We start from the raw sequence: 19,265 nt of genomic DNA, 5'->3' as shown, positions 1-19,265 counted from the left end.
CAAGGAGGATTGCGTATGAGTGATGTACTTGCTGATCGTACCCCTCCGCATAATATAGAGGCCGAGCAGGCGGTTTTAGGTGCCATATTAATTGATCAAGATGCGTTAACGTCAGCATCGGAGTTATTGGTACCTGATTCATTCTATCGAACGAAACATCAAAAGATTTTTGAGGTCATGCTTGGATTATCTGATAAAGGAGAACCGATCGACTTAGTAATAATGACATCAGCGATGGCTGATCAAGGATTACTAGAAGAAGTTGGTGGAGTGTCTTATCTAGCAGAGTTAGCAGAAGTTGTTCCAACAGCTGCTAACGTTGAATATTATGCACGTATCATTGCTGAAAAGGCACTTTTACGCCGTTTAATTCGAACAGCGACTCATATAGTGTCGGATGGATACGAGAGAGAAGATGACGTGGACGGCCTTTTAAATGAGGCCGAGAAAAAAATATTAGAAGTATCCCATCAAACGAATGCAAAAGCATTTCAAAATATTAAAGATGTTCTTGTGGATGCTTATGATAAAATTGAACTTTTGCATAATCAAAAAGGTGAAGTTACTGGGATACCAACTGGATTTACTGAATTAGATAAGATGACGGCAGGTTTCCAGCGAAATGATTTAATCATTGTAGCAGCACGTCCGTCAGTAGGGAAAACTGCATTTTCATTAAATATCGCACAAAACGTAGCGACGAAAACGGATGAAAATGTAGCGATTTTTAGCTTGGAGATGGGCTCCGATCAGCTTGTTATGCGTATGCTTTGTGCAGAAGGAAATATCGATGCGCAAAGACTTCGTACCGGGTCACTAACTTCTGATGATTGGGCGAAATTAACAATGGCGATGGGGAGTCTTTCAAATGCCGGTATATATATTGATGATACACCGGGAATTAAGGTAAATGAGATTCGAGCAAAATGTCGTAGACTAAAGCAAGAACAAGGTCTTGGAATGGTTTTAATTGACTACTTACAGCTTATTCAAGGAAGTGGGAAATCAGGTGAGAACCGTCAGCAGGAAGTATCTGAGATTTCTCGTACTTTAAAAGGGATTGCACGTGAATTGCAAGTGCCTGTTATTGCCTTATCACAGTTATCTCGTGGTGTAGAATCTCGTCAGGATAAACGCCCGATGATGTCTGATATTCGTGAATCTGGAAGTATTGAGCAGGATGCTGATATTGTAGCTTTCCTATATCGTGAAGATTACTATGACCGTGAAACGGAAAATAAAAATACGATTGAAATTATCATTGCAAAGCAACGTAACGGTCCAGTAGGTTCAGTGGAACTTGCATTCGTCAAAGAGTTCAATAAGTTCGTTAACTTAGAACGACGCTTTGAGGATGGGGCATAAAGGCAGTATAAAAAAGAAACACATTTCTTATAATAAGATGTGTTTCTTTTTTTATGGTGTAAAGATAAGGCTTTCATAAGGTGAAAACATAATTCTTACGAACGAAAATGATTTTTAATAAAAAAATGTTCGCTTTTTGGTTGACTTCTTTTTCGGTTTTGGTACAATTATATTGTTTGAATAGATCGTTTGAAAATTGCGGAGGTGCTTTAATAATGTCTTCAGTAGTAGTTGTAGGAACACAATGGGGCGACGAAGGAAAAGGTAAAATCACTGATTTTCTTTCTGAGCATGCGGAAGTAGTTGCAAGATATCAAGGTGGAAATAACGCGGGACATACAATTGTTTTCGGCGGAGTTAAATATAAGTTACACTTAATTCCATCTGGTATTTTCTATAAAGAGAAAATTTGTGTAATCGGAAATGGCTTAGTAGTAGATCCGAAAGCATTACTTGAAGAGTTAAAATACTTACACGACCGTGGTGTAAGTACTGATAATTTACGTGTAAGTAACCGTGCACACGTTATTTTACCTTATCACTTAAAACAAGATGAGTTAGAAGAGGCTAGTAAAGGTGATAACAAAATCGGTACAACGAAAAAAGGTATCGGTCCTGCATATATGGATAAAGCTGCTCGTATTGGTATCCGTATGGCTGATCTTTTAGATCGTGAAGCATTTAAAGAGAAGCTTGAGCGCAATTTAGTAGAGAAAAATCGTTTGTTTGAAAAAATGTACGATACAGAAGGTTTCAGTGTAGAAGAAATCTTTGAAGAGTACTTCGAATATGGACAACAAATCGCACAATATGTATGCGACACATCTGTTGTATTAAATGATGCACTAGATAACAATCACCGTGTATTATTTGAAGGTGCACAAGGTGTTATGCTTGATATTGACCACGGTACGTACCCATTCGTTACATCTTCTAACCCGATTGCGGGTGGTGTAACAGTTGGAACTGGAGTTGGTCCTGCGAAAGTTACTCGCGTTGTAGGTGTATGTAAAGCATATACAAGCCGTGTTGGTGACGGTCCATTCCCTACTGAACTTAATGATGAAATTGGTCATCAAATTCGTGAAGTTGGTCGTGAGTACGGAACAACAACTGGTCGTCCGCGCCGCGTAGGTTGGTTCGATAGCGTTGTTGTAAGACATGCGCGTCGTGTTAGTGGTTTAACGGATCTATCATTAAATTCTATCGACGTTTTAACAGATATTCCAACTCTTAAAATTTGTGTTGCTTACAAATACAATGGCGAAGTTATCGATGAAGTTCCAGCAAACTTAAACATTTTAGCGAAATGTGAGCCTGTATATGAAGAGCTTCCAGGTTGGACAGAAGATATTACTGGTGTAAAATCATTAGACGAGCTTCCTGAAAATGCACGAAAATACGTAGAACGTGTTTCTGAGTTAACAGGAATTCAATTATCTATGTTCTCAGTTGGACCAGATCGTAACCAAACGAATATTGTTCGTAATGTATACGAAGCTTAATTGATATTTTAAGAAAAAACTCATGTCCGCATGAGTTTTTTCTTATCTTTTATAAAAAAATGAAAAAAAGTATTGCGAAGAATACAGAATACATGTTATGATACATCTTGTCGTCACGAAAATATGACGTTGGTGAGTATGAGCCATTAGCTCAGTTGGTAGAGCATCTGACTTTTAATCAGAGGGTCGAAGGTTCGAATCCTTCATGGCTCACCATTTTATTTTTCGTGGCCCGTTGGTCAAGTGGTTAAGACACCGCCCTTTCACGGCGGTAACACGGGTTCGAATCCCGTACGGGTCATGTTTTTTTATGCTTATTTTTGGTCCCGTGGTGTAGTGGTTAACATGCCTGCCTGTCACGCAGGAGATCGCCGGTTCGACCCCGGTCGGGACCGCCACTTTTGTTTATACCACCATTAGTGGTTTTATATATAGTTTTGGCTCGGTAGCTCAGTCGGTAGAGCAGAGGACTGAAAATCCTCGTGTCGGCGGTTCGATTCCGTCCCGAGCCACTCTCAGGATATTAAGTGGGCCCACTTAATATCCTTTTTATTTATGTGATTTTACAAAACTGAGTAGTTATTTTAAAATAGAACGAGGAGCCTCTAGCAGTTGAAGCTAGAGGTTTTTCTATAGATCGTATAGGATTCCGTGTAAAAGTGGATCATACATGAGTCTATGAGAATAGAGGAGAAAATACTTAAACAAAGGATGCGGTCATATAGGACATACTATGTAAACATCAATATGTTTAGGGATTATTGACCATATTTTTATAAGGAGGAAATAGACGATGATGGGAAAGAAAATTTTAGTAGTTGATGATGAAAAGCCGATTGCAGATATTTTGAAGTTTAACCTAGAAAAAGAAGGTTTTGAAATAGTAATGGCGCATGATGGTGATGAAGCAATTGAAAAAGCTAATGAAGAACAACCAGATATGGTTTTATTAGATATTATGCTACCAGGTAAAGATGGCTTAGAGGTTTGTCGTGAAATACGTAAAAGTTCAGAAATGCCGATTATTATGCTTACAGCAAAGGACTCTGAGATTGATAAAGTATTAGGGCTTGAGCTTGGGGCAGATGATTATGTAACGAAGCCATTTAGCACGAGAGAATTACTTGCTCGTGTGAAGGCGAATTTACGCCGTCACCAACAAGGTGGTGCTGCAGAAAAAGAAGAAAATACAGAAATGGTTATTGGACCAATTGTTATTAATCCAAATGCATATAGTGTAACGAAGCGCGAGGAAAATATCGAGCTTACACATCGTGAATTTGAGTTGCTACATTATTTAGCGAAACACTTAGGACAAGTTATGACACGCGAACATTTATTACAAACAGTTTGGGGTTATGACTATTTTGGAGATGTGCGCACAGTAGACGTAACAGTACGTCGTTTGCGTGAAAAAATTGAAGATAATCCAAGCCATCCTACTTTAATTGTAACTAGACGTGGAGTAGGGTATTACTTGCGTGACCCAGAGCAGGAATAGTATATGAAGAAAGTTGGTTTTTTTCAATCTATTCATTTAAAATTTGTGCTTATATATATGCTATTAATATTAATAGCGATGCAAGTTATTGGGGTATATTTTGTAAGGGAATTAGAGAAGAGCCTAGTACAAGGTTTTAGGGATTCTTTAACGCAGCAAACAAACTTATTATCATATAACTTGAAACAAGAATTTAAAAAAAGTTATACAAAAGCAGAAACAGAGTCAACAGATGAAACGATTAAAACTTCTATTCGAAAGTTTGCCTCTGATCAAAAAAAAGTTATACAAGAGGTAAGTGTATTTGATTCGCATAGAAAGTTACTGGCTATTTCAGATGAATCAAAGCAGAATAAGGTGAATAGAACATCAACTGATATAGCTGTTCAGCGAGTGTTGGTGCAAAAAAAGCCAGAAGTGAAAATTGAGAAGGATGGTAGTACAGGCCATCGTGTTCAAGTTATGCTTACTCCGATTCTAGATGATAATGGCAAGGATGCGCTTGGTGTTATATACATCGTTGCATCTATGGAAGATGTATATAAACAAATGAAGGATATAAATCAAATTTTTGCTACGGGAACAGTAATTGCCTTATTAGTAACGGCCGTACTTGGGATTTTATTGGCTCAAACAATTACAAGACCAATTTCAGATATGCGGAGACAAGCAATCGAAATGGCAAAAGGAAATTATTCGAGAAAAGTAAAGGTGCATAGCCATGATGAAATTGGACAACTGGCATTATCCTTCAATAATTTATCAAAAAAATTACAACAAGCTCGTTCTTCTACAGAAAGTGAAAGGCGTAAACTATCATCTGTTTTATCTCATATGACAGATGGAGTAATTGCTACTGACCGAAAAGGGGATATTATTTTACTAAATGACCCTGCGGAAAAAATGTTAAATGTTTCTCGTGAAACAGCGCTCGATCAATCTGTTTTAGAGGTATTAGGGATACAGGAAGAATTTACGCTCGATCATTTATATGAAGAGCCAGATTCTGTTTTATTAGATTTTAGTACGAGAAATGAACCATATATTTTACGTGCTAGTTTCTCTGTTATTCAAAAAGAAACAGGGAAGGCAAATGGTTTAATTGCCGTATTATATGATGTAACAGAGCAGGAGCGTATAGAAAGGGAACGCCGTGAGTTTGTGGCGAATGTCTCTCATGAATTAAGGACGCCATTAACGACAATGCGCAGTTATTTAGAGGCACTTACAGATGGAGCATGGCAGGATCCGAATATTGCACCACAATTTTTAACGGTTACACAAGAAGAAACAGAAAGAATGATTAGACTTGTAAATGCGTTGTTACAGCTATCTAAACTTGATAGTACAGAGCACCGTTTAATGAAAGAATGGGTCGACTTTACTGATTTCTTTAATAATATTATTGATCGCTTTGAAATGTCTAAAGAACAAAATGTAAGTTTCAAACGATCTTTCTCTAAGAAGTCTAGGTTTATTGATATGGATACTGACAAAATTACTCAAGTGCTGTATAACATTATTTCTAACGCATTAAAGTATTCACCAGAAGGTGGAACAGTAACATATCGCTTACGTGATCGCGGTGATTTATTAGAAATTAGCGTAAGTGACCAAGGAATGGGTATTCCAAAAGAAAACGTTGATAAAATCTTTGAACGTTTTTATCGCGTAGATAAAGCTCGTTCAAGACAAATGGGTGGTACGGGACTTGGATTAGCAATTGCAAAAGAAATGATCGAGGCACATGGTGGCTCTATTTGGGCGAAGAGTGAAGAAGGAAAAGGGACAACTATTTATTTCACGTTACCAATGGCAGCAGATGAAGAGGACGATTGGGAATGAGTATGGAAAACTTTAAAACAATAGTTTTAATTAACCTAGTTGTAATTAGCCTGTTTCTTACTTTTAACCTATGGACGTATGTGCCAGATTCTACATCCATGCAAAACGCAAAATTTGTACAGGGCAATGAAGGAACGAATCAAACTAAAATTTCCGATGTTGTCCGTCCTACTTCTATCATCGTGCATAAAGATAAAAATCATTATGGGAGCAGAAGAGAGGCAGATATAGAATCAATCTATAAGCCTTTGGAAGTAGGGGAACTACATGAGTTTAGAGAGATATCAATCACTAAGGGTGATTTCCTATCCTATGTGCATGGTGAAGGGAAAATTGAACTTGTTTTCCCTACTGATATCCCATTTGATGCAGTTAAATCTATGTTTAACATGAAAGAGAAAAGTACAGATAAGCCTAAACATTTTAATCGTATTCTCCTTGATCCTTCTAGGAGTAAGGATCAAGAAATTAAAATTAACTTTGTTTCTGATGGTGATAACTTTAAAATATATGAGGCAAAATTAAGTGGTGTGTATTTAAAAGATATTGTAAATGCTCAAAATCAATTTATAGTATCAGCAAAGCCCTATTTTGATTATCAAATCAATGATATGAAAAAGTTATTTTTACCAGATGGCACGACAGAGTTAAACAATATAACATATATTTCATCTAATTTAGCAGTTGATACGTTTAAGAATGCTCTGTTTAGTGATCCTCGTTATTTAAGTCCGATTACTGAGATATCGAAAGAAACATTTACAGATGGTATTAGATCCATGGAAATTGAAAACGATCGTCACATGCTAAAGTATAAAAACTCTTCTGTCTTAACTGAGAAAACGATAGATAATTTAATGCTGTTACAAAAAAGCTTTGAATTTGTAAGTGGTCACAGTGGAAGTTTGGATTCATATCGTTTGGACTATATGAATAAAGGAGAGACAGTATTTCGCTTACATGAAGATGGATATTCCGTATTCAATACAGATGGATTAGCTGAATTGAGACAAAAATGGGGATCAGAAGAAGTAATGGAATATGAAAGACCGTTGCTGTCTTTAAATACTAAAGGCATAGAACAGAAAGTTACTCTTCCGTCAGGGCATGTTGTAATAGCATCCCTAGAAAATAATCCAGAGATAAAGAAACAAGTAATTAAGGATATTGGTATTGGATACAAGTTATCACTAGATGGGCAAGTAGTTCGACTACAACCAATTTGGTATGTAAAGCTTGTTGAAGGTGAAACGGGTAAACAGCAAATCTATGAGTGGAGTGAGGGAGGACTAAATGGATTGGGATCGAATTAAAACCATATTTATTGTGACCTTTTTTGTTTTGGACCTCTTTCTCATTTTTCAATTCATTCAAAAGCAAGATAGTAATCAATTGGAGCTTATTGCAGAAACAAAGATAGATCAAGAATTAAAAGCAAATAAAATTACTATAGGGAATATCCCTAAGGAACCGAAGAAAGAGTCATTTATTAGAGCGGAAAATAAAGCCTTTAAAGAAGATGATATACAGTCTTTGAAAAATCAAACGGCGCATATACAAAATATGTACACGATAGAAAGTAAGCTAAAAGAGCCTTTTTTAAATACGAAATCATTATCAAAAGATAAGTATAATGAATTTTTGAAGAACTATGTATTGGATGGACAAAAGTATGAATTTGGAGCGGTGAAAGACTCTAAAATTTATTTCTTCCAAAAATATAAAGATAAGCCTATTTTCTATAATAATCAGGCGATGATTGTTGTGGAATTAAATGAAAAAAATGAACTTGTTTCATATACGCAGACAATGCTAACTGATTTAAAAGAAATGGGCGAAGGTGAAAAAACGAAAGAGCAAGAAATTATTACGGCTCAAACAGCTTTAGAAAATTTGTATTTAAAAAATAAAATTCATGGAAATACACATGTTAAAGAAGCGCAAATTGGTTATGCCACTCTTACCGCATCTACTTCTAATAACCAAGTACTTGCTCCAACGTGGAATTTAAAAACGGAGCAAAAGCAGGACTTCTTTGTGAATGCAATTGAAGGACAAGTTATGGAATTAGGGGAAAAGGAAAATCAAGTGGCTGATGAACATACTGGAGTGAGAAATAATGGGGTTGCATTTTAGCGTACTTGCAAGTGGAAGTACAGGAAATATGCTATACGTAGGAACCGATGAAAAAAAATTACTAGTCGATGCAGGTTTAAGTGGTAAAGCGACAGAGGCTTTATTTAAACAAGCAGAACTGAATATAAATGATGTATCAGGTATTCTTGTAACACATGAGCATAGTGATCATATTAAAGGGTTAGGTGTATTGGCGCGAAAATATGATTTACCCGTTTATGCGAATGAGAAAACATGGAATGCAATGGAACATTTAATAGGAAATATCCCAACTGAGCAAAAATTCATTTTCTCAGTTGGGGATGTGAAAACATTTGGTGATATTGAAGTCGAATCATTTGGAGTTTCTCATGATGCGGCTGAACCGATGTTTTATGCTTTCCATAATAATAATAGGAAATTAGCGCTTATTACAGATACGGGATACGTAAGCGACCGTATGAAGGGCGTTATTAAGGGAGCTAATGCTTTCGTATTTGAAAGTAATCATGATGTGGAAATGCTTCGTATGGGACGTTACCCATGGAGCATTAAACGACGCATTTTAAGCGACGTTGGGCATGTTTGTAATGAGGATGCTGCATTAGCGATGGCAGATGTAATTACAGATGAGACAAAGCATATTTATTTAGCCCATTTAAGCTTAGATAATAACATGAAAGAACTAGCTCGTATGTCAGTATCACAAGTACTAGAGGAAAAAGGATTTGGAGTGGGTGAATCCTTTGAAATTCACGATACAGATCCAAAAATGCCTACAAAAATTCAATACGTATAATTCTTCATTTTAGTAAACAATAAAGGTGAATATAGTTGTTTTCAGGAAGATGGGTGAACAAATATGTCCTTTATTGATGAAGAAAATTATCGTATGAAACGTGCAGGAAAAAAGAAGCATAAAGGTATAGTTCTTTCTAGTATAGCGGGAACAATTGTAGGAGCTTCTTTATTTGCGTTTGGAGCTCCTTTATTTTCAAATTCTGCTGATACGCTTCCGCAAGCGGAAGCAAGCGGAAGTAACATGGCCGAAGCTCAAGGAATTAAACAGATTAGCTTTGTAGATGCTGTTGATCGTGCATCTGAAGCTGTTGTGGGTGTTATTAACATTCAACGAGATAACTTTTCAGAGGCAGATTCAGAGGCTGGTACAGGATCAGGAGTAATTTATAAAAAGACAGATGGTCAAGCTTATATTGTAACGAATAATCATGTTGTAGCTGGAGCGAATCGTATTGAAGTAAGTCTAAGTGACGGTAAGAAGGTTGCTGGAAAAGTATTAGGAACCGATGTAGTCACAGATTTAGCTGTATTAGAAATAGATGCAAAGCATGTGAAAAAAATAATTGAAATTGGCGATTCTAATACTGTTCGCAGAGGAGAGCCAGTTATTGCGATTGGAAATCCACTTGGACTGCAATTCTCTGGAACTGTTACGCAAGGTATTATTTCAGCTAATGAACGTATTGTCCCTGTAGATTTAGATCAAGATGGACATTATGATTGGCAAGTAGAAGTGTTACAAACAGATGCGGCGATTAACCCAGGGAATAGTGGCGGTGCGCTTGTAAATGCAGCAGGACAATTAATTGGTATTAATTCAATGAAAATTGCTGCAAAAGAAGTAGAAGGAATCGGACTGGCTATTCCAGTGACTAGGGCTGTTCCGATTATGAATGAACTTGAGAAGTATGGAAAAGTAAGAAGACCGTATGTTGGGATTGAACTTAGGTCATTAAATGAAATTCCAAACTATTATTGGTCAAAAACATTACATTTACCAGGTACTGTAACAGAAGGAGTTTGTATTTTGGATGTGAAAAGTCCTTCGCCAGGCGCGGATGCTGGTTTAAGAGAACATGATGTTATTGTGGCAGTAGATGGAAAACCGATTCGCGATATTATTGGATTCCGCACGGCCTTATATGATAAGGAAATTAATGATAAAATGACTCTTACGTTTTATCGTGGTACAAAAAGAGTAACAACAACAGTGAAATTAGGCATTCAAAAGTATTAAAAACAGGAGGGCCTACCTCCTGTTTTCTATTGTAGAAAAGTGAGGTGAAGAAAATGAATTTACCTTGTTGTTTAGAACATGTTGAATTAGCGTTAGATATTATTGTGGATGAGTGTGAAGTTGCACCGGTTATCAACAGTGTGGATAACTCAGAAAAAGAGAAAAAAACATGTGAATTTTGTCAAAATGAGGCGACATATGTTGTATCGAACACAGATTCTCACACAATATGTGGGTAGTGTTTGTGGATATGTGGATAAGTTTTGTGGATAACATGTTTGTAAGGTGGAGGATACGTGTGAATATCTCGATTATTTCAATTGGGAAATTAAAAGAAAAATATTTGAAACAAGGTATAGCAGAATACTTAAAACGATTATCAGCATACGCAAAAGTAGAAGTAATTGAATTGCCAGATGAAAAGGCACCAGAAAATTTAAGTGAAGCAGAAATGTTAATTGTAAAGGAAAAAGAAGGTATACGTATACTGGATAAGATTTCTGATGACACGCATGTGATTGCATTAGCTATAGAAGGAAAGCAAAAGTCATCAGAAGAATTTGCGGTCAGTCTAGATCGCCTTGCTACATATGGAAAGAGTAAAGTCGCATTTGTAATTGGTGGATCACTCGGACTAAGTTCAGAAGTAATGAAGCGTTCAAACGAATCACTTTCTTTTTCAAAGATGACGTTACCACACCAATTAATGCGATTAGTGTTGCTTGAGCAAGTGTATAGAGCGTTTCGGATTAATCGTGGGGAACCGTATCATAAGTAAAATATTCTATGTAAAACAAAGGTAAGACGCTGATATTATCATATTTATTTTATTATGCCTATAACTGGAGGCTATGTGAATGGTAAGTGATCAGACGAGATATTCTAGGCTCGCGAATATAACAAAAATAATAAATACGAAATTAGAACTACGTGAAGTATTGCAGCGTGTGACAATGGCGATATCAGAGGAGATTGTTAGGTGCGATGCTGTTGGAATTTATTTACCCCAGGAAGATGGAACATTTAGAGGATTTGCAGGAAAACCAGAGACCATAAATGGCGTAACACTCGATACTCAGGTAGTGGATCCTGAAATAGACTTACTGGCAAAAGAAGTTATTGAAACGAAAAAAACCATCTATATTCCTGATACCTCAAAGGATCATCGACCAGATCCGAGACCAGTTGATGCGTTTAAAATTAAGTCCTTATTAGCTCTGCCTATCTCATTTAGGCAAGAGTTATTTGGTCTGGTTTTTTTATTTGATTATGGGATTCCGATGAACTTAACAGATTCAGAAATTCAAAGTGTTGAAGCTTATGTAAATATGGCCGCGGTCGCAATTCAAAACGCAAATAATTTAACACAAAAGGAAGACCTTATTGTTGAGAAGCAGCTGTTATTAAATGTTACCCGTGATTTATCAATGTGTTCCTCGATACAGGAGAGTTTTGATAAATGCTTTTTTTACTTAGAACAGATTTTAGAGAGTAAAAATATGACTGCCCATCTTCTAGATCCGCTAGACAAAACAACGATTAAAACAACGAAATTAAGTAAGGGCTGTGATTGGACAGAAGCTGATTGGACAGAGAAAAGTTATGAAGCCAAGATCCAAGAAGTTATTCAAACAAAAAATATAGATAGTAAGGATTTATTGATGATCCCATTGATTTCAATAGGAGAAGTATTAGGGGTAATCGTCGTTGGGAAAGAAGGAAAAGCTCACAATTACGATAATTCTCAAATTCAACTAGCAAAATCTATCGTTGATGCCACAGCCCCTACGTTTTCAAATTTGTTATATATGGATAAACTAGAAAGTATAGTGGAAGAGCGAACGGGAGAGCTAGCTGCTGCTAATGAAAAAGTTACAAGTGTGATTGAATGTATTACGGATGGATTCTTTACTTTAAATAATAAATGGGAATTTACGTACGTAAATAAGCACCAATATTTTCCGCAAAGAAAAACAGCAAAAGATGTATTAGGAAAGAATATATGGGATGTTTTCCCGAGTGATATCGACACAGTTATGTATAAGGAATTTCATCGTGCGATGTCAGAACGAACTACAGTTCATTTCGAATTTCTTTCTACTGCAGATGAATATTGGCACGAAGTTATTGCATACCCGTATGATGATGGTATTTGTTGTATTTTTAAAAACATAACGGAAAAAAAGAAATATGAACAGGAATTGAAAAGATTATCTAACATTGATTTAATAGGGCAAATGGCAGCAGGTATCAGCCATGAAATTAGAAATCCAATGACAACGGTACTAGGATTTTTGCAGTTATTAAAAGAAGAGAATACCTATGAGAAACATAATAAGTACTTTCATTTAATGATTGAAGAACTTAACCGTGCCAATTCTATTATTACTGAATTTCTCTCAATGGGTAATACAAGGAAATTGGATTTGCAGATGTTAGATTTAAATTCACTTATCCGCGATATTATTCCTTTAATAAAGATTGATACGTATAATCAAAATAAATATATTCAATTCGATACAAATGACATTCCGAAATTACTTTTAAATCGTAATGAGATACGGCAATTATTAATGAATCTATATCGTAATGGCTTAGAAGCGATGAGTACAGGGAAAGTTCTAACCATTAGCACCTACAAGGAAGGTCAAAATTGTGTGGTGCTTGCAGTGCAGGATCAAGGACAAGGTATCAGGCCTGAAGTATTAGAGAAACTGGGTACGCCATTTTACACGACCAAACATAATGGAACTGGATTGGGATTAGGTGTATGTTATGCCATTGCTGCCCGCCATAATGCAAAAATAGAAATTCAAACAGGATCGGAAGGCACTACCTTTTTTGTTAAATTTAATTATGAAAATAATAAAAAATAAGCTTATTTAGAATAGTTATGATGAACCGTATCATAAATAAATTTATTCTTTGCATATAAAAAGGATAAAAAGACCATTGGACAAAAATTACCGATGGTCTTTTAAATATTATTAGATGGTATGTAGATTTCCTAAAATAAGTATGTTTCTATTTCCATAAAAATATGCTGTAATATGAAGAGGAAAAAGTATAAGTAGTTAGAGAAGTGAGGAATTAAAGGTGAAGAAGTTTAAGAAGTTTTACTTGGAGATTACGAGTGTATGTAATCTTGCGTGTAGCTTTTGTCCGCCGACGGAAAGGCAGAAGCAATTCATTTCTGTAGAGGATTTTGCTAAAAGATTAGACCAAATTAAACCTCACACAGACTACATTTATTTGCACGTGAAGGGTGAGCCGTTGCTCCATCCGAAAATAGATCAACTATTAGACTTAAGTCATGAAAAAGGGTTTAAAGTTAATATTACAACGAACGGAACGTTAATTAATAAGAGAAGGCATAGGCTGTTAAATAAGCCCGCGTTAAGACAAATGAATTTTTCACTGCATAGTTTTGATGGACACCCAGGTTCGCAAGATAAAGAGGGCTATGTAAGGAGTATACTTTCCTTCATTAGGGAAGCGACAAGTCAATCAGATTTAATTGTATCGTTAAGGTTATGGAATTTAACTCAGGATAATAAAACAAATGCTGAAATTCAGAAAAATAGGGAGTTATTATCCATAATTGAAAATGAATTTGATCTATCTTATCAGATTGAAGAGAAGCTTACACCAGGAAAAGGTATAAAAATTGCAGAACGTGTCTTTATTAATCAAGACTATGAATTCCAGTGGCCAGCATTACATGAAGAAGAGGATGATGGGAAAGGATTCTGTCATGGACTTCGTAATCAAGCAGGGATTTTAGCGAATGGGACGGTTATTCCTTGTTGTTTAGATGGTGAAGGGATTATTAACCTTGGAAATATTAATAATGATTCATTTTCTAACATTATAGAAGGTGAAAGAGCAACAAACATTGTCGATGGATTTTCCAAAAGAGTTGCGGTTGAAGAGCTTTGTAGGAAATGTGGATATCGTAAAAGGTTTGGGAAGTAAATATGAAATAAGCCCTCATAAAGCGAGGGCTTATTTTTTATTCTTGATAAGAATGCTCTAATTCATCAATTAATGAACCAACGTAAGAAACAGCTTGACGGATTGCATCTGGTTTTGACATATCTATTCCGGCATGTTTCATTAGTTCAAGTGGTTTCATTGTACCACCAGCGCGAAGCACATCTAACCAACGATCAATAGCAGGTTGTCCTTCATCTTTAATCATTTGAGCTACTGCAGTAGATGCAGTGAGGCCTGCGGAATATGTGTAAGAATATAGACCCATATAATAATGAGGCTGACGCATCCAAGTTAAGCCCGCACCTTCATCGATTTCTACAGAATCTCCCCAGAATGTCGAAAGGACATTTGTTTTAATTTCAGTTAAAGTTGTAGCTGTAAGGGCCTGTCCTCCTTCTGCTAGAGCATATACTCTACGTTGGTATTCACCCTCAAGTAAATGGGTAACAAAGTTGTGATAATATGTGCCGAGTAGTTGTAGAATGACCCATCTGTGCATCCTCTTATCGTCAGTAGTCGCTAGTAAATGCTGAGCTAATAGTAATTCATTCATAGTTGATGGTGCTTCAACAAAGTACATAGATGGGCGTACGTTCATGATACGTTGGTTTTTATTTGCTAAATAGAAATGACCAGCATGTCCAAATTCATGTGCTAATGTGAAGCATCCACGCATCGTATTTTGCCATGTAATTAAAATATAGGGATGAGAGCCGTATGGACTTGAGCAAAATGCCCCTGTTGATTTGCCTACGTTATCTGCAAGATCTACCCATCTTTCTTTGAATCCTTTTTCGATTATGGAACTATATTCATCGCCTAATACTTTTAAAGAATCTTGAATGAGCGTGGCTGCTTCTTCATAAGTAATCGTTGGATTAAATTCGGGATCTAAAGGTGCATGTAAGTCGCAGAAAAGCATTTGATCGAGTCCTAATACTTTCTTTTTTAAATCTGCAAAACGGCGCATATGAGGTGCTAATTCTTTATAAATAATATCAAGTTGGTTGTTATACATTTCAAGTGGAACCTTTTGTGGTTCTAATAGCATATGGGTAACGGATTCATATTTACGTAAACGAGAAAGTGTTACTTGTTTTTTTACTTCAGTAGCATATGTCGTCGCAACTGTATTTTTATATCGTTTCAAGGTGGAAACAAATGATGAGTATGCTTTTCTACGTATGTATGCGCTTGGAGAAAATTCATATTTACTTTCAAATAATGCGAATGAAACAGGGAGTTCGTTTCCTTGTTCGTCTTGTATAGAAGTGAAATCCATATCGGCCAATTTAGTCATGCCATAAATTTTGTATGGAGAACTATGAACTTCGCCAAGTGCAGCAAGAGCTTCTTCTGTTTCAGGAGAGAGTGTATGCTGCCTTTTTTGTAGTATTTCTAGTAGTGATTTACGGAAAGGTTCAAGTTTTGTTTCTACGGTTAAATATTTTTCAATTGTTCCTTCTTCAAGTGAGAGAATCTCATTATGGATAAAGGATAGTGCAGTATGTACTTTCGTCCATAAAGCAGAAATTTTGGAAGAGTTCGCTTGAATAACTGGATTTGTACGATCAGTAGATTCTTTTAAATTTGCATATGAGTACAGTTTTGTTAACTTCATTAAAAGCTCTTCTTCTAAAAGTAGGCAATTTAATAAAGTTGTGGAGTTAGTATGTAAACGTCCTTTAAATGCATCAAGTTTCTGTATATCATTTTCTAATACGTTTAATGCGGTATGCCACTCATCGTCGGATGTATACAAATCAGATAAATCCCATTTTAGTTCGTTAGGTACTTCAGCACGAACAAGACGATTCTCAATTATAGTTTTCATGTCTTATATCCTCCTTATTAAAAGCATCTAAAAATATGATACTAGAAAATTCAGTAAAATAAAAATATTTTACATTTTTATATATGAAAAAGAAGGACAAGCACTTCTATGCTTGTCCTTCTTTTTAAATTTAAGAATTAATATACTTTATCGCCGTTGAAAATCGAGTTTTTCACGACAACATAATCTACAGTACGAATAGCATCTAATTTTGTTCCACCAGCGTAAGAGATAGAAGATTGAAGATCTTGTTCCATTTCGATTAACGTATCTTCTAAAGAACCTTTATGCTCAACGAACATTTTCTTACCTTCAACGTTTTTCTTCTCACCCTTTTGGAATTCAGAAGCAGAACCGAAGTATTCTTTATAAAGTTTGCCATCTCTTTCGATAGTTTCCCCTGGAGACTCTTCGTGACCAGCGAATAGAGAACCGATCATTACCATAGTTGCTCCAAATCGAATAGATTTAGCTACGTCGCCGTGTGTACGAATACCACCATCGGCGATAATTGGCTTACTTGCAGCTTTTGCACACCAGCGAAGTGCAGCTAGCTGCCAACCGCCAGTTCCGAAGCCTGTTTTAATTTTAGTAATACAAACTTTACCAGGTCCAATACCAACTTTTGTTGCATCAGCACCAGCGTTTTCTAATTCTCTTACCGCTTCTGGAGTTCCAACGTTTCCAGCGATAACGAAGCTTTCTGGTAAATGTCTTTTAATATGTTGAATCATGTTGATCACAGCATTAGAATGACCGTGTGCGATATCAATCGTGATATATTCAGGTGTAAGGTGCTCAGCAGCTAATTGTTGTACGAATTCATATTCGTCCTCTTTTACACCAACGCTGATAGAAGCGATTAATCCACGTGATTGCATATCTCTAATGAATGAGATTCGTTTCTCTGGTTGGAAACGATGCATAATATAGAAGTAATTGTTTTCAGCTAAATAAGTTGCGATTCTTTCATCAATAATCGTTTGCATATTTGCAGGCACGACAGGTAATTTAAATTTATGTTTTCCTAAAGTGACAGTTGTATCACATTCAGAGCGGCTATTTACAATGCATTTTGCAGGAATTAATTGAATATCTTCATAGTCGAATACGTTTTCCATCATTTACACCCCTAAAATACGAATATTTTATTTTTATTAATTAAAAATGTTCGTCCATAGGATAATTTACATTATTTTTATTAAGAAGTCAAAGGATTTCTTAACATTTTTTTGAAAAACAGATTATATATATGAGAAATGACGTTAAAAACGAATTTAAAATGTATTTTCATTTATATTGTTCGTTTTATAAAAGGTGGGAAAATTGAGATAATTCCACAGGGTGTATATGTGCTTTTTACCTTTGGGGAGGGCTAGAGGATACTATGAAAAGGTTAATGCTAACAATACGAGTAAAAGATGTGATCAATTAGTTGAACAATATATGAAATGAAAAGGTTTATTTCTATATAAAAAGATGAATCTGGCATGATTCACCTTTTTATGTGAGGTTTCAAGTATAATAAGTAAAGTGATAGTAACGCATATAAAAGATAAAAAAGAAAATAATATAGAATAAAATGAGGTTAATATATGAGTAAAAAAAGTTTTTCTGATTATAAATTAAGTAAGGAAATTGTAAGGGCACTTACTGGATTAGGATATGATCATCCAACAGAAGTACAAGGAGAGGTTATTCCAGTTGCATTGCAAAAGAAAGACCTTGTCGTGAAATCTCAGACTGGAAGTGGAAAAACAGCTTCATTTGGTATTCCACTTTGTGAAATGGTGGAGTGGGAAGAGAATAAACCACAAGCATTAGTTTTAACACCAACGAGAGAGCTTGCGGTACAAGTAAAAGAAGATATTACGAATATAGGTCGATTCAAAAGGATTAAGGCTGCGGCAGTTTATGGGAAATCTCCATTTGCACGTCAAAAATTAGAATTAAAGCAAAAGACACATATTGTAGTTGGGACCCCTGGTCGTGTGTTGGATCATATTGAAAAGGGTACCCTTTCTTTAGAGTGTTTGAAGTATTTAGTTATTGATGAAGCAGATGAGATGCTAAATATGGGCTTTATCGATCAAGTAGAGGCAATTATTGATGAATTACCTATAAAAAGAATGACAATGTTATTTTCAGCAACACTTCCAGAAGATGTTGAAAAATTGTCTCGTACATATATGAATTCACCAACTCATATTGAAATTAAAGCAGCTGGGATTACGACGGATAAAATTGAACATACTCTTTTTGAGGTGATAGAAGACGAGAAGCTTTCACTACTTAAAGATGTAACAACGATTGAGAATCCTGATAGTTGTATTATTTTCTGCCGTACACAAGAAAATGTAGATCATGTATATAGACAGTTAAAACGAGCTAATTATCCTTGCGACAAAATACATGGTGGTATGGTACAAGAAGATCGTTTTGAAGTCATGGATGATTTTAGAAAAGGAAAATTCCGTTATTTAGTAGCAACAGACGTAGCTGCGAGAGGAATTGATATTGATAATATTACACATGTTATTAATTATGATATTCCACTTGAAAAAGAAAGCTATGTACATCGTACTGGAAGAACGGGACGAGCTGGAAATAGTGGAAAAGCTATTACATTTATAACACCATATGAAAATAGATTTTTAGAAGAGATTGAGGAATATATTGGCTTTGAAATTCCAAAGGCAATTGGACCTTCAAAAGAAGAAGTTATGAAAGAGAAAGCTGCATTTGAAGAAAAGATACATGCTAAACCAATTATAAAGAAAGATAAAAATGCGGACATAAACAAAGGCATTATGAAGCTGTACTTTAATGGCGGGAAGAAAAAGAAAATTAGGGCGGTAGATTTCGTCGGTACAATTGCTAAAATTAAAGGTGTTACAGCAGAAGATATAGGCATTATTACGATACAAGATAACGTTTCTTACGTTGAAATATTAAATGGAAAAGGACCGCTTGTCTTGAAAGTCATGAAGACTACAACGATTAAAGGGAAACAATTAAAAGTTCATGAGGCAATTAAGTAAATAAAAAACTATCCACTCTAATAGG

Annotated in this window: 15 protein-coding genes and 4 tRNA genes; 17 read left to right on the top strand and 2 right to left on the bottom strand. The window is 35.7% G+C overall.

Annotated features, from left to right (window positions below):
- Nucleotides 1-15: 15 nt before the first annotated feature.
- From dnaB to H6481_RS08100, 16 genes are all read left to right on the top strand, one after another.
- Nucleotides 16-1,365, top strand: coding sequence for a replicative DNA helicase (gene dnaB / locus H6481_RS08175; protein WP_001286147.1), 1,350 nt, complete (start codon nt 16-18; stop codon nt 1,363-1,365).
- Between the two features lie 215 nt (nt 1,366-1,580).
- On the top strand, nt 1,581-2,870 hold the full coding sequence (locus tag H6481_RS08170; RefSeq protein WP_000100230.1) for an adenylosuccinate synthase: 1,290 nt from the start codon (nt 1,581-1,583) through the stop codon (nt 2,868-2,870).
- Nucleotides 2,871-3,010: 140 nt separating this feature from the next.
- Nucleotides 3,011-3,086: transfer RNA gene (locus H6481_RS08165), tRNA-Lys, on the top strand.
- A gap of 13 nt (nt 3,087-3,099) precedes the next feature.
- Nucleotides 3,100-3,171 (top strand) — tRNA-Glu (locus H6481_RS08160).
- Between the two features lie 21 nt (nt 3,172-3,192).
- Nucleotides 3,193-3,268, top strand: a tRNA-Asp gene (locus H6481_RS08155).
- A 41-nt stretch (nt 3,269-3,309) separates the two neighbouring features.
- A tRNA-Phe gene (locus H6481_RS08150) sits at nt 3,310-3,382 on the top strand.
- Between the two features lie 281 nt (nt 3,383-3,663).
- Nucleotides 3,664-4,371, top strand: coding sequence for a cell wall metabolism DNA-binding response regulator WalR (gene walR / locus H6481_RS08145; protein WP_000971865.1), 708 nt, complete (start codon nt 3,664-3,666; stop codon nt 4,369-4,371).
- A 3-nt stretch (nt 4,372-4,374) separates the two neighbouring features.
- Nucleotides 4,375-6,216 carry a cell wall metabolism sensor histidine kinase WalK gene (gene walK / locus H6481_RS08140; protein ID WP_000755367.1) on the top strand — a complete coding sequence of 614 codons (1,842 nt, stop codon included), beginning with the start codon at nt 4,375-4,377 and terminating at the stop codon, nt 6,214-6,216.
- Entirely contained in the window at nt 6,213-7,529 is a 1,317-nt protein-coding gene (gene yycH / locus H6481_RS08135) for a two-component system activity regulator YycH (protein WP_000061569.1), read from the top strand. Before walK ends, yycH begins: the two co-directional genes overlap by 4 nt.
- Entirely contained in the window at nt 7,510-8,352 is an 843-nt protein-coding gene (locus H6481_RS08130) for a two-component system regulatory protein YycI (protein ID WP_182811412.1), read from the top strand. Before yycH ends, H6481_RS08130 begins: the two co-directional genes overlap by 20 nt.
- A complete protein-coding gene (locus H6481_RS08125) occupies nt 8,336-9,130 on the top strand; it encodes an MBL fold metallo-hydrolase (RefSeq protein WP_000522837.1) in 795 nt (264 codons plus the stop codon). Before H6481_RS08130 ends, H6481_RS08125 begins: the two co-directional genes overlap by 17 nt.
- A gap of 63 nt (nt 9,131-9,193) precedes the next feature.
- Nucleotides 9,194-10,369, top strand: a complete 1,176-nt coding sequence (locus H6481_RS08120; protein ID WP_182811409.1) for a S1C family serine protease — start codon at nt 9,194-9,196, stop codon at nt 10,367-10,369.
- A 53-nt stretch (nt 10,370-10,422) separates the two neighbouring features.
- Entirely contained in the window at nt 10,423-10,608 is a 186-nt protein-coding gene (locus H6481_RS08115) for a CxxH/CxxC protein (RefSeq protein WP_001052833.1), read from the top strand.
- Between the two features lie 59 nt (nt 10,609-10,667).
- The gene (rlmH, locus tag H6481_RS08110) at nt 10,668-11,147 is read left to right on the top strand and encodes a 23S rRNA (pseudouridine(1915)-N(3))-methyltransferase RlmH (RefSeq protein ID WP_001027003.1); all 480 of its coding nucleotides are present in this window, start codon (nt 10,668-10,670) and stop codon (nt 11,145-11,147) included.
- 79 nt (nt 11,148-11,226) lie between these two features.
- Complete coding sequence (locus H6481_RS08105) at nt 11,227-13,245, top strand: ATP-binding protein (RefSeq protein WP_182811407.1); 2,019 nt, start codon at nt 11,227-11,229, stop codon at nt 13,243-13,245.
- A 220-nt stretch (nt 13,246-13,465) separates the two neighbouring features.
- The gene (locus H6481_RS08100; protein ID WP_000713633.1) at nt 13,466-14,344 is read left to right on the top strand and encodes a radical SAM/SPASM domain-containing protein; all 879 of its coding nucleotides are present in this window, start codon (nt 13,466-13,468) and stop codon (nt 14,342-14,344) included.
- A gap of 37 nt (nt 14,345-14,381) precedes the next feature.
- On the opposite strand, the gene pepF is transcribed toward H6481_RS08100, so the two are convergent.
- Both pepF and guaC read right to left on the bottom strand, forming a co-directional pair.
- Nucleotides 14,382-16,199 (bottom strand): oligoendopeptidase F, encoded by a 1,818-nt coding sequence (gene pepF / locus H6481_RS08095; protein WP_182811404.1) that lies wholly within the window; start codon nt 16,197-16,199, stop codon nt 14,382-14,384.
- A gap of 137 nt (nt 16,200-16,336) precedes the next feature.
- Entirely contained in the window at nt 16,337-17,320 is a 984-nt protein-coding gene (guaC, locus tag H6481_RS08090; protein WP_098611985.1) for a GMP reductase, read from the bottom strand.
- Between the two features lie 474 nt (nt 17,321-17,794).
- On the opposite strand from guaC, the gene H6481_RS08085 reads away from it, so the two are divergent.
- A complete protein-coding gene (locus H6481_RS08085) occupies nt 17,795-19,240 on the top strand; it encodes a DEAD/DEAH box helicase (RefSeq protein WP_182811400.1) in 1,446 nt (481 codons plus the stop codon).
- The last annotated feature ends 25 nt before the right edge of the window (nt 19,241-19,265 follow it).

The organism is Bacillus sp. ME78, from assembly GCF_903970865.1.
Taxonomy (GTDB): domain Bacteria; phylum Bacillota; class Bacilli; order Bacillales; family Bacillaceae_G; genus Bacillus_A; species Bacillus_A cereus.
This window is presented reverse-complemented; position numbering and strand designations above follow the sequence as displayed.

Excerpts from the sequence above, each read along its gene's own strand:
- yycH (WP_000061569.1), top strand. The coding sequence starts at position 6,213 with ATGAGTATGGAAAACTTTAAAACAATAGTTTTAATTAACCTAGTTGTA.
- H6481_RS08115 (WP_001052833.1), top strand. The coding sequence starts at position 10,423 with ATGAATTTACCTTGTTGTTTAGAACATGTTGAATTAGCGTTAGATATT.
- walR (WP_000971865.1), top strand. The coding sequence starts at position 3,664 with ATGATGGGAAAGAAAATTTTAGTAGTTGATGATGAAAAGCCGATTGCA.
- H6481_RS08085 (WP_182811400.1), top strand. The coding sequence starts at position 17,795 with ATGAGTAAAAAAAGTTTTTCTGATTATAAATTAAGTAAGGAAATTGTA.
- dnaB (WP_001286147.1), top strand. The coding sequence starts at position 16 with ATGAGTGATGTACTTGCTGATCGTACCCCTCCGCATAATATAGAGGCC.
- H6481_RS08105 (WP_182811407.1), top strand. The coding sequence starts at position 11,227 with ATGGTAAGTGATCAGACGAGATATTCTAGGCTCGCGAATATAACAAAA.
- H6481_RS08170 (WP_000100230.1), top strand. The coding sequence starts at position 1,581 with ATGTCTTCAGTAGTAGTTGTAGGAACACAATGGGGCGACGAAGGAAAA.
- H6481_RS08120 (WP_182811409.1), top strand. The coding sequence starts at position 9,194 with ATGTCCTTTATTGATGAAGAAAATTATCGTATGAAACGTGCAGGAAAA.
- H6481_RS08125 (WP_000522837.1), top strand. The coding sequence starts at position 8,336 with ATGGGGTTGCATTTTAGCGTACTTGCAAGTGGAAGTACAGGAAATATG.
- walK (WP_000755367.1), top strand. The coding sequence starts at position 4,375 with ATGAAGAAAGTTGGTTTTTTTCAATCTATTCATTTAAAATTTGTGCTT.
- H6481_RS08130 (WP_182811412.1), top strand. The coding sequence starts at position 7,510 with ATGGATTGGGATCGAATTAAAACCATATTTATTGTGACCTTTTTTGTT.
- guaC (WP_098611985.1), bottom strand. The coding sequence starts at position 17,320 with ATGGAAAACGTATTCGACTATGAAGATATTCAATTAATTCCTGCAAAA.
- pepF (WP_182811404.1), bottom strand. The coding sequence starts at position 16,199 with ATGAAAACTATAATTGAGAATCGTCTTGTTCGTGCTGAAGTACCTAAC.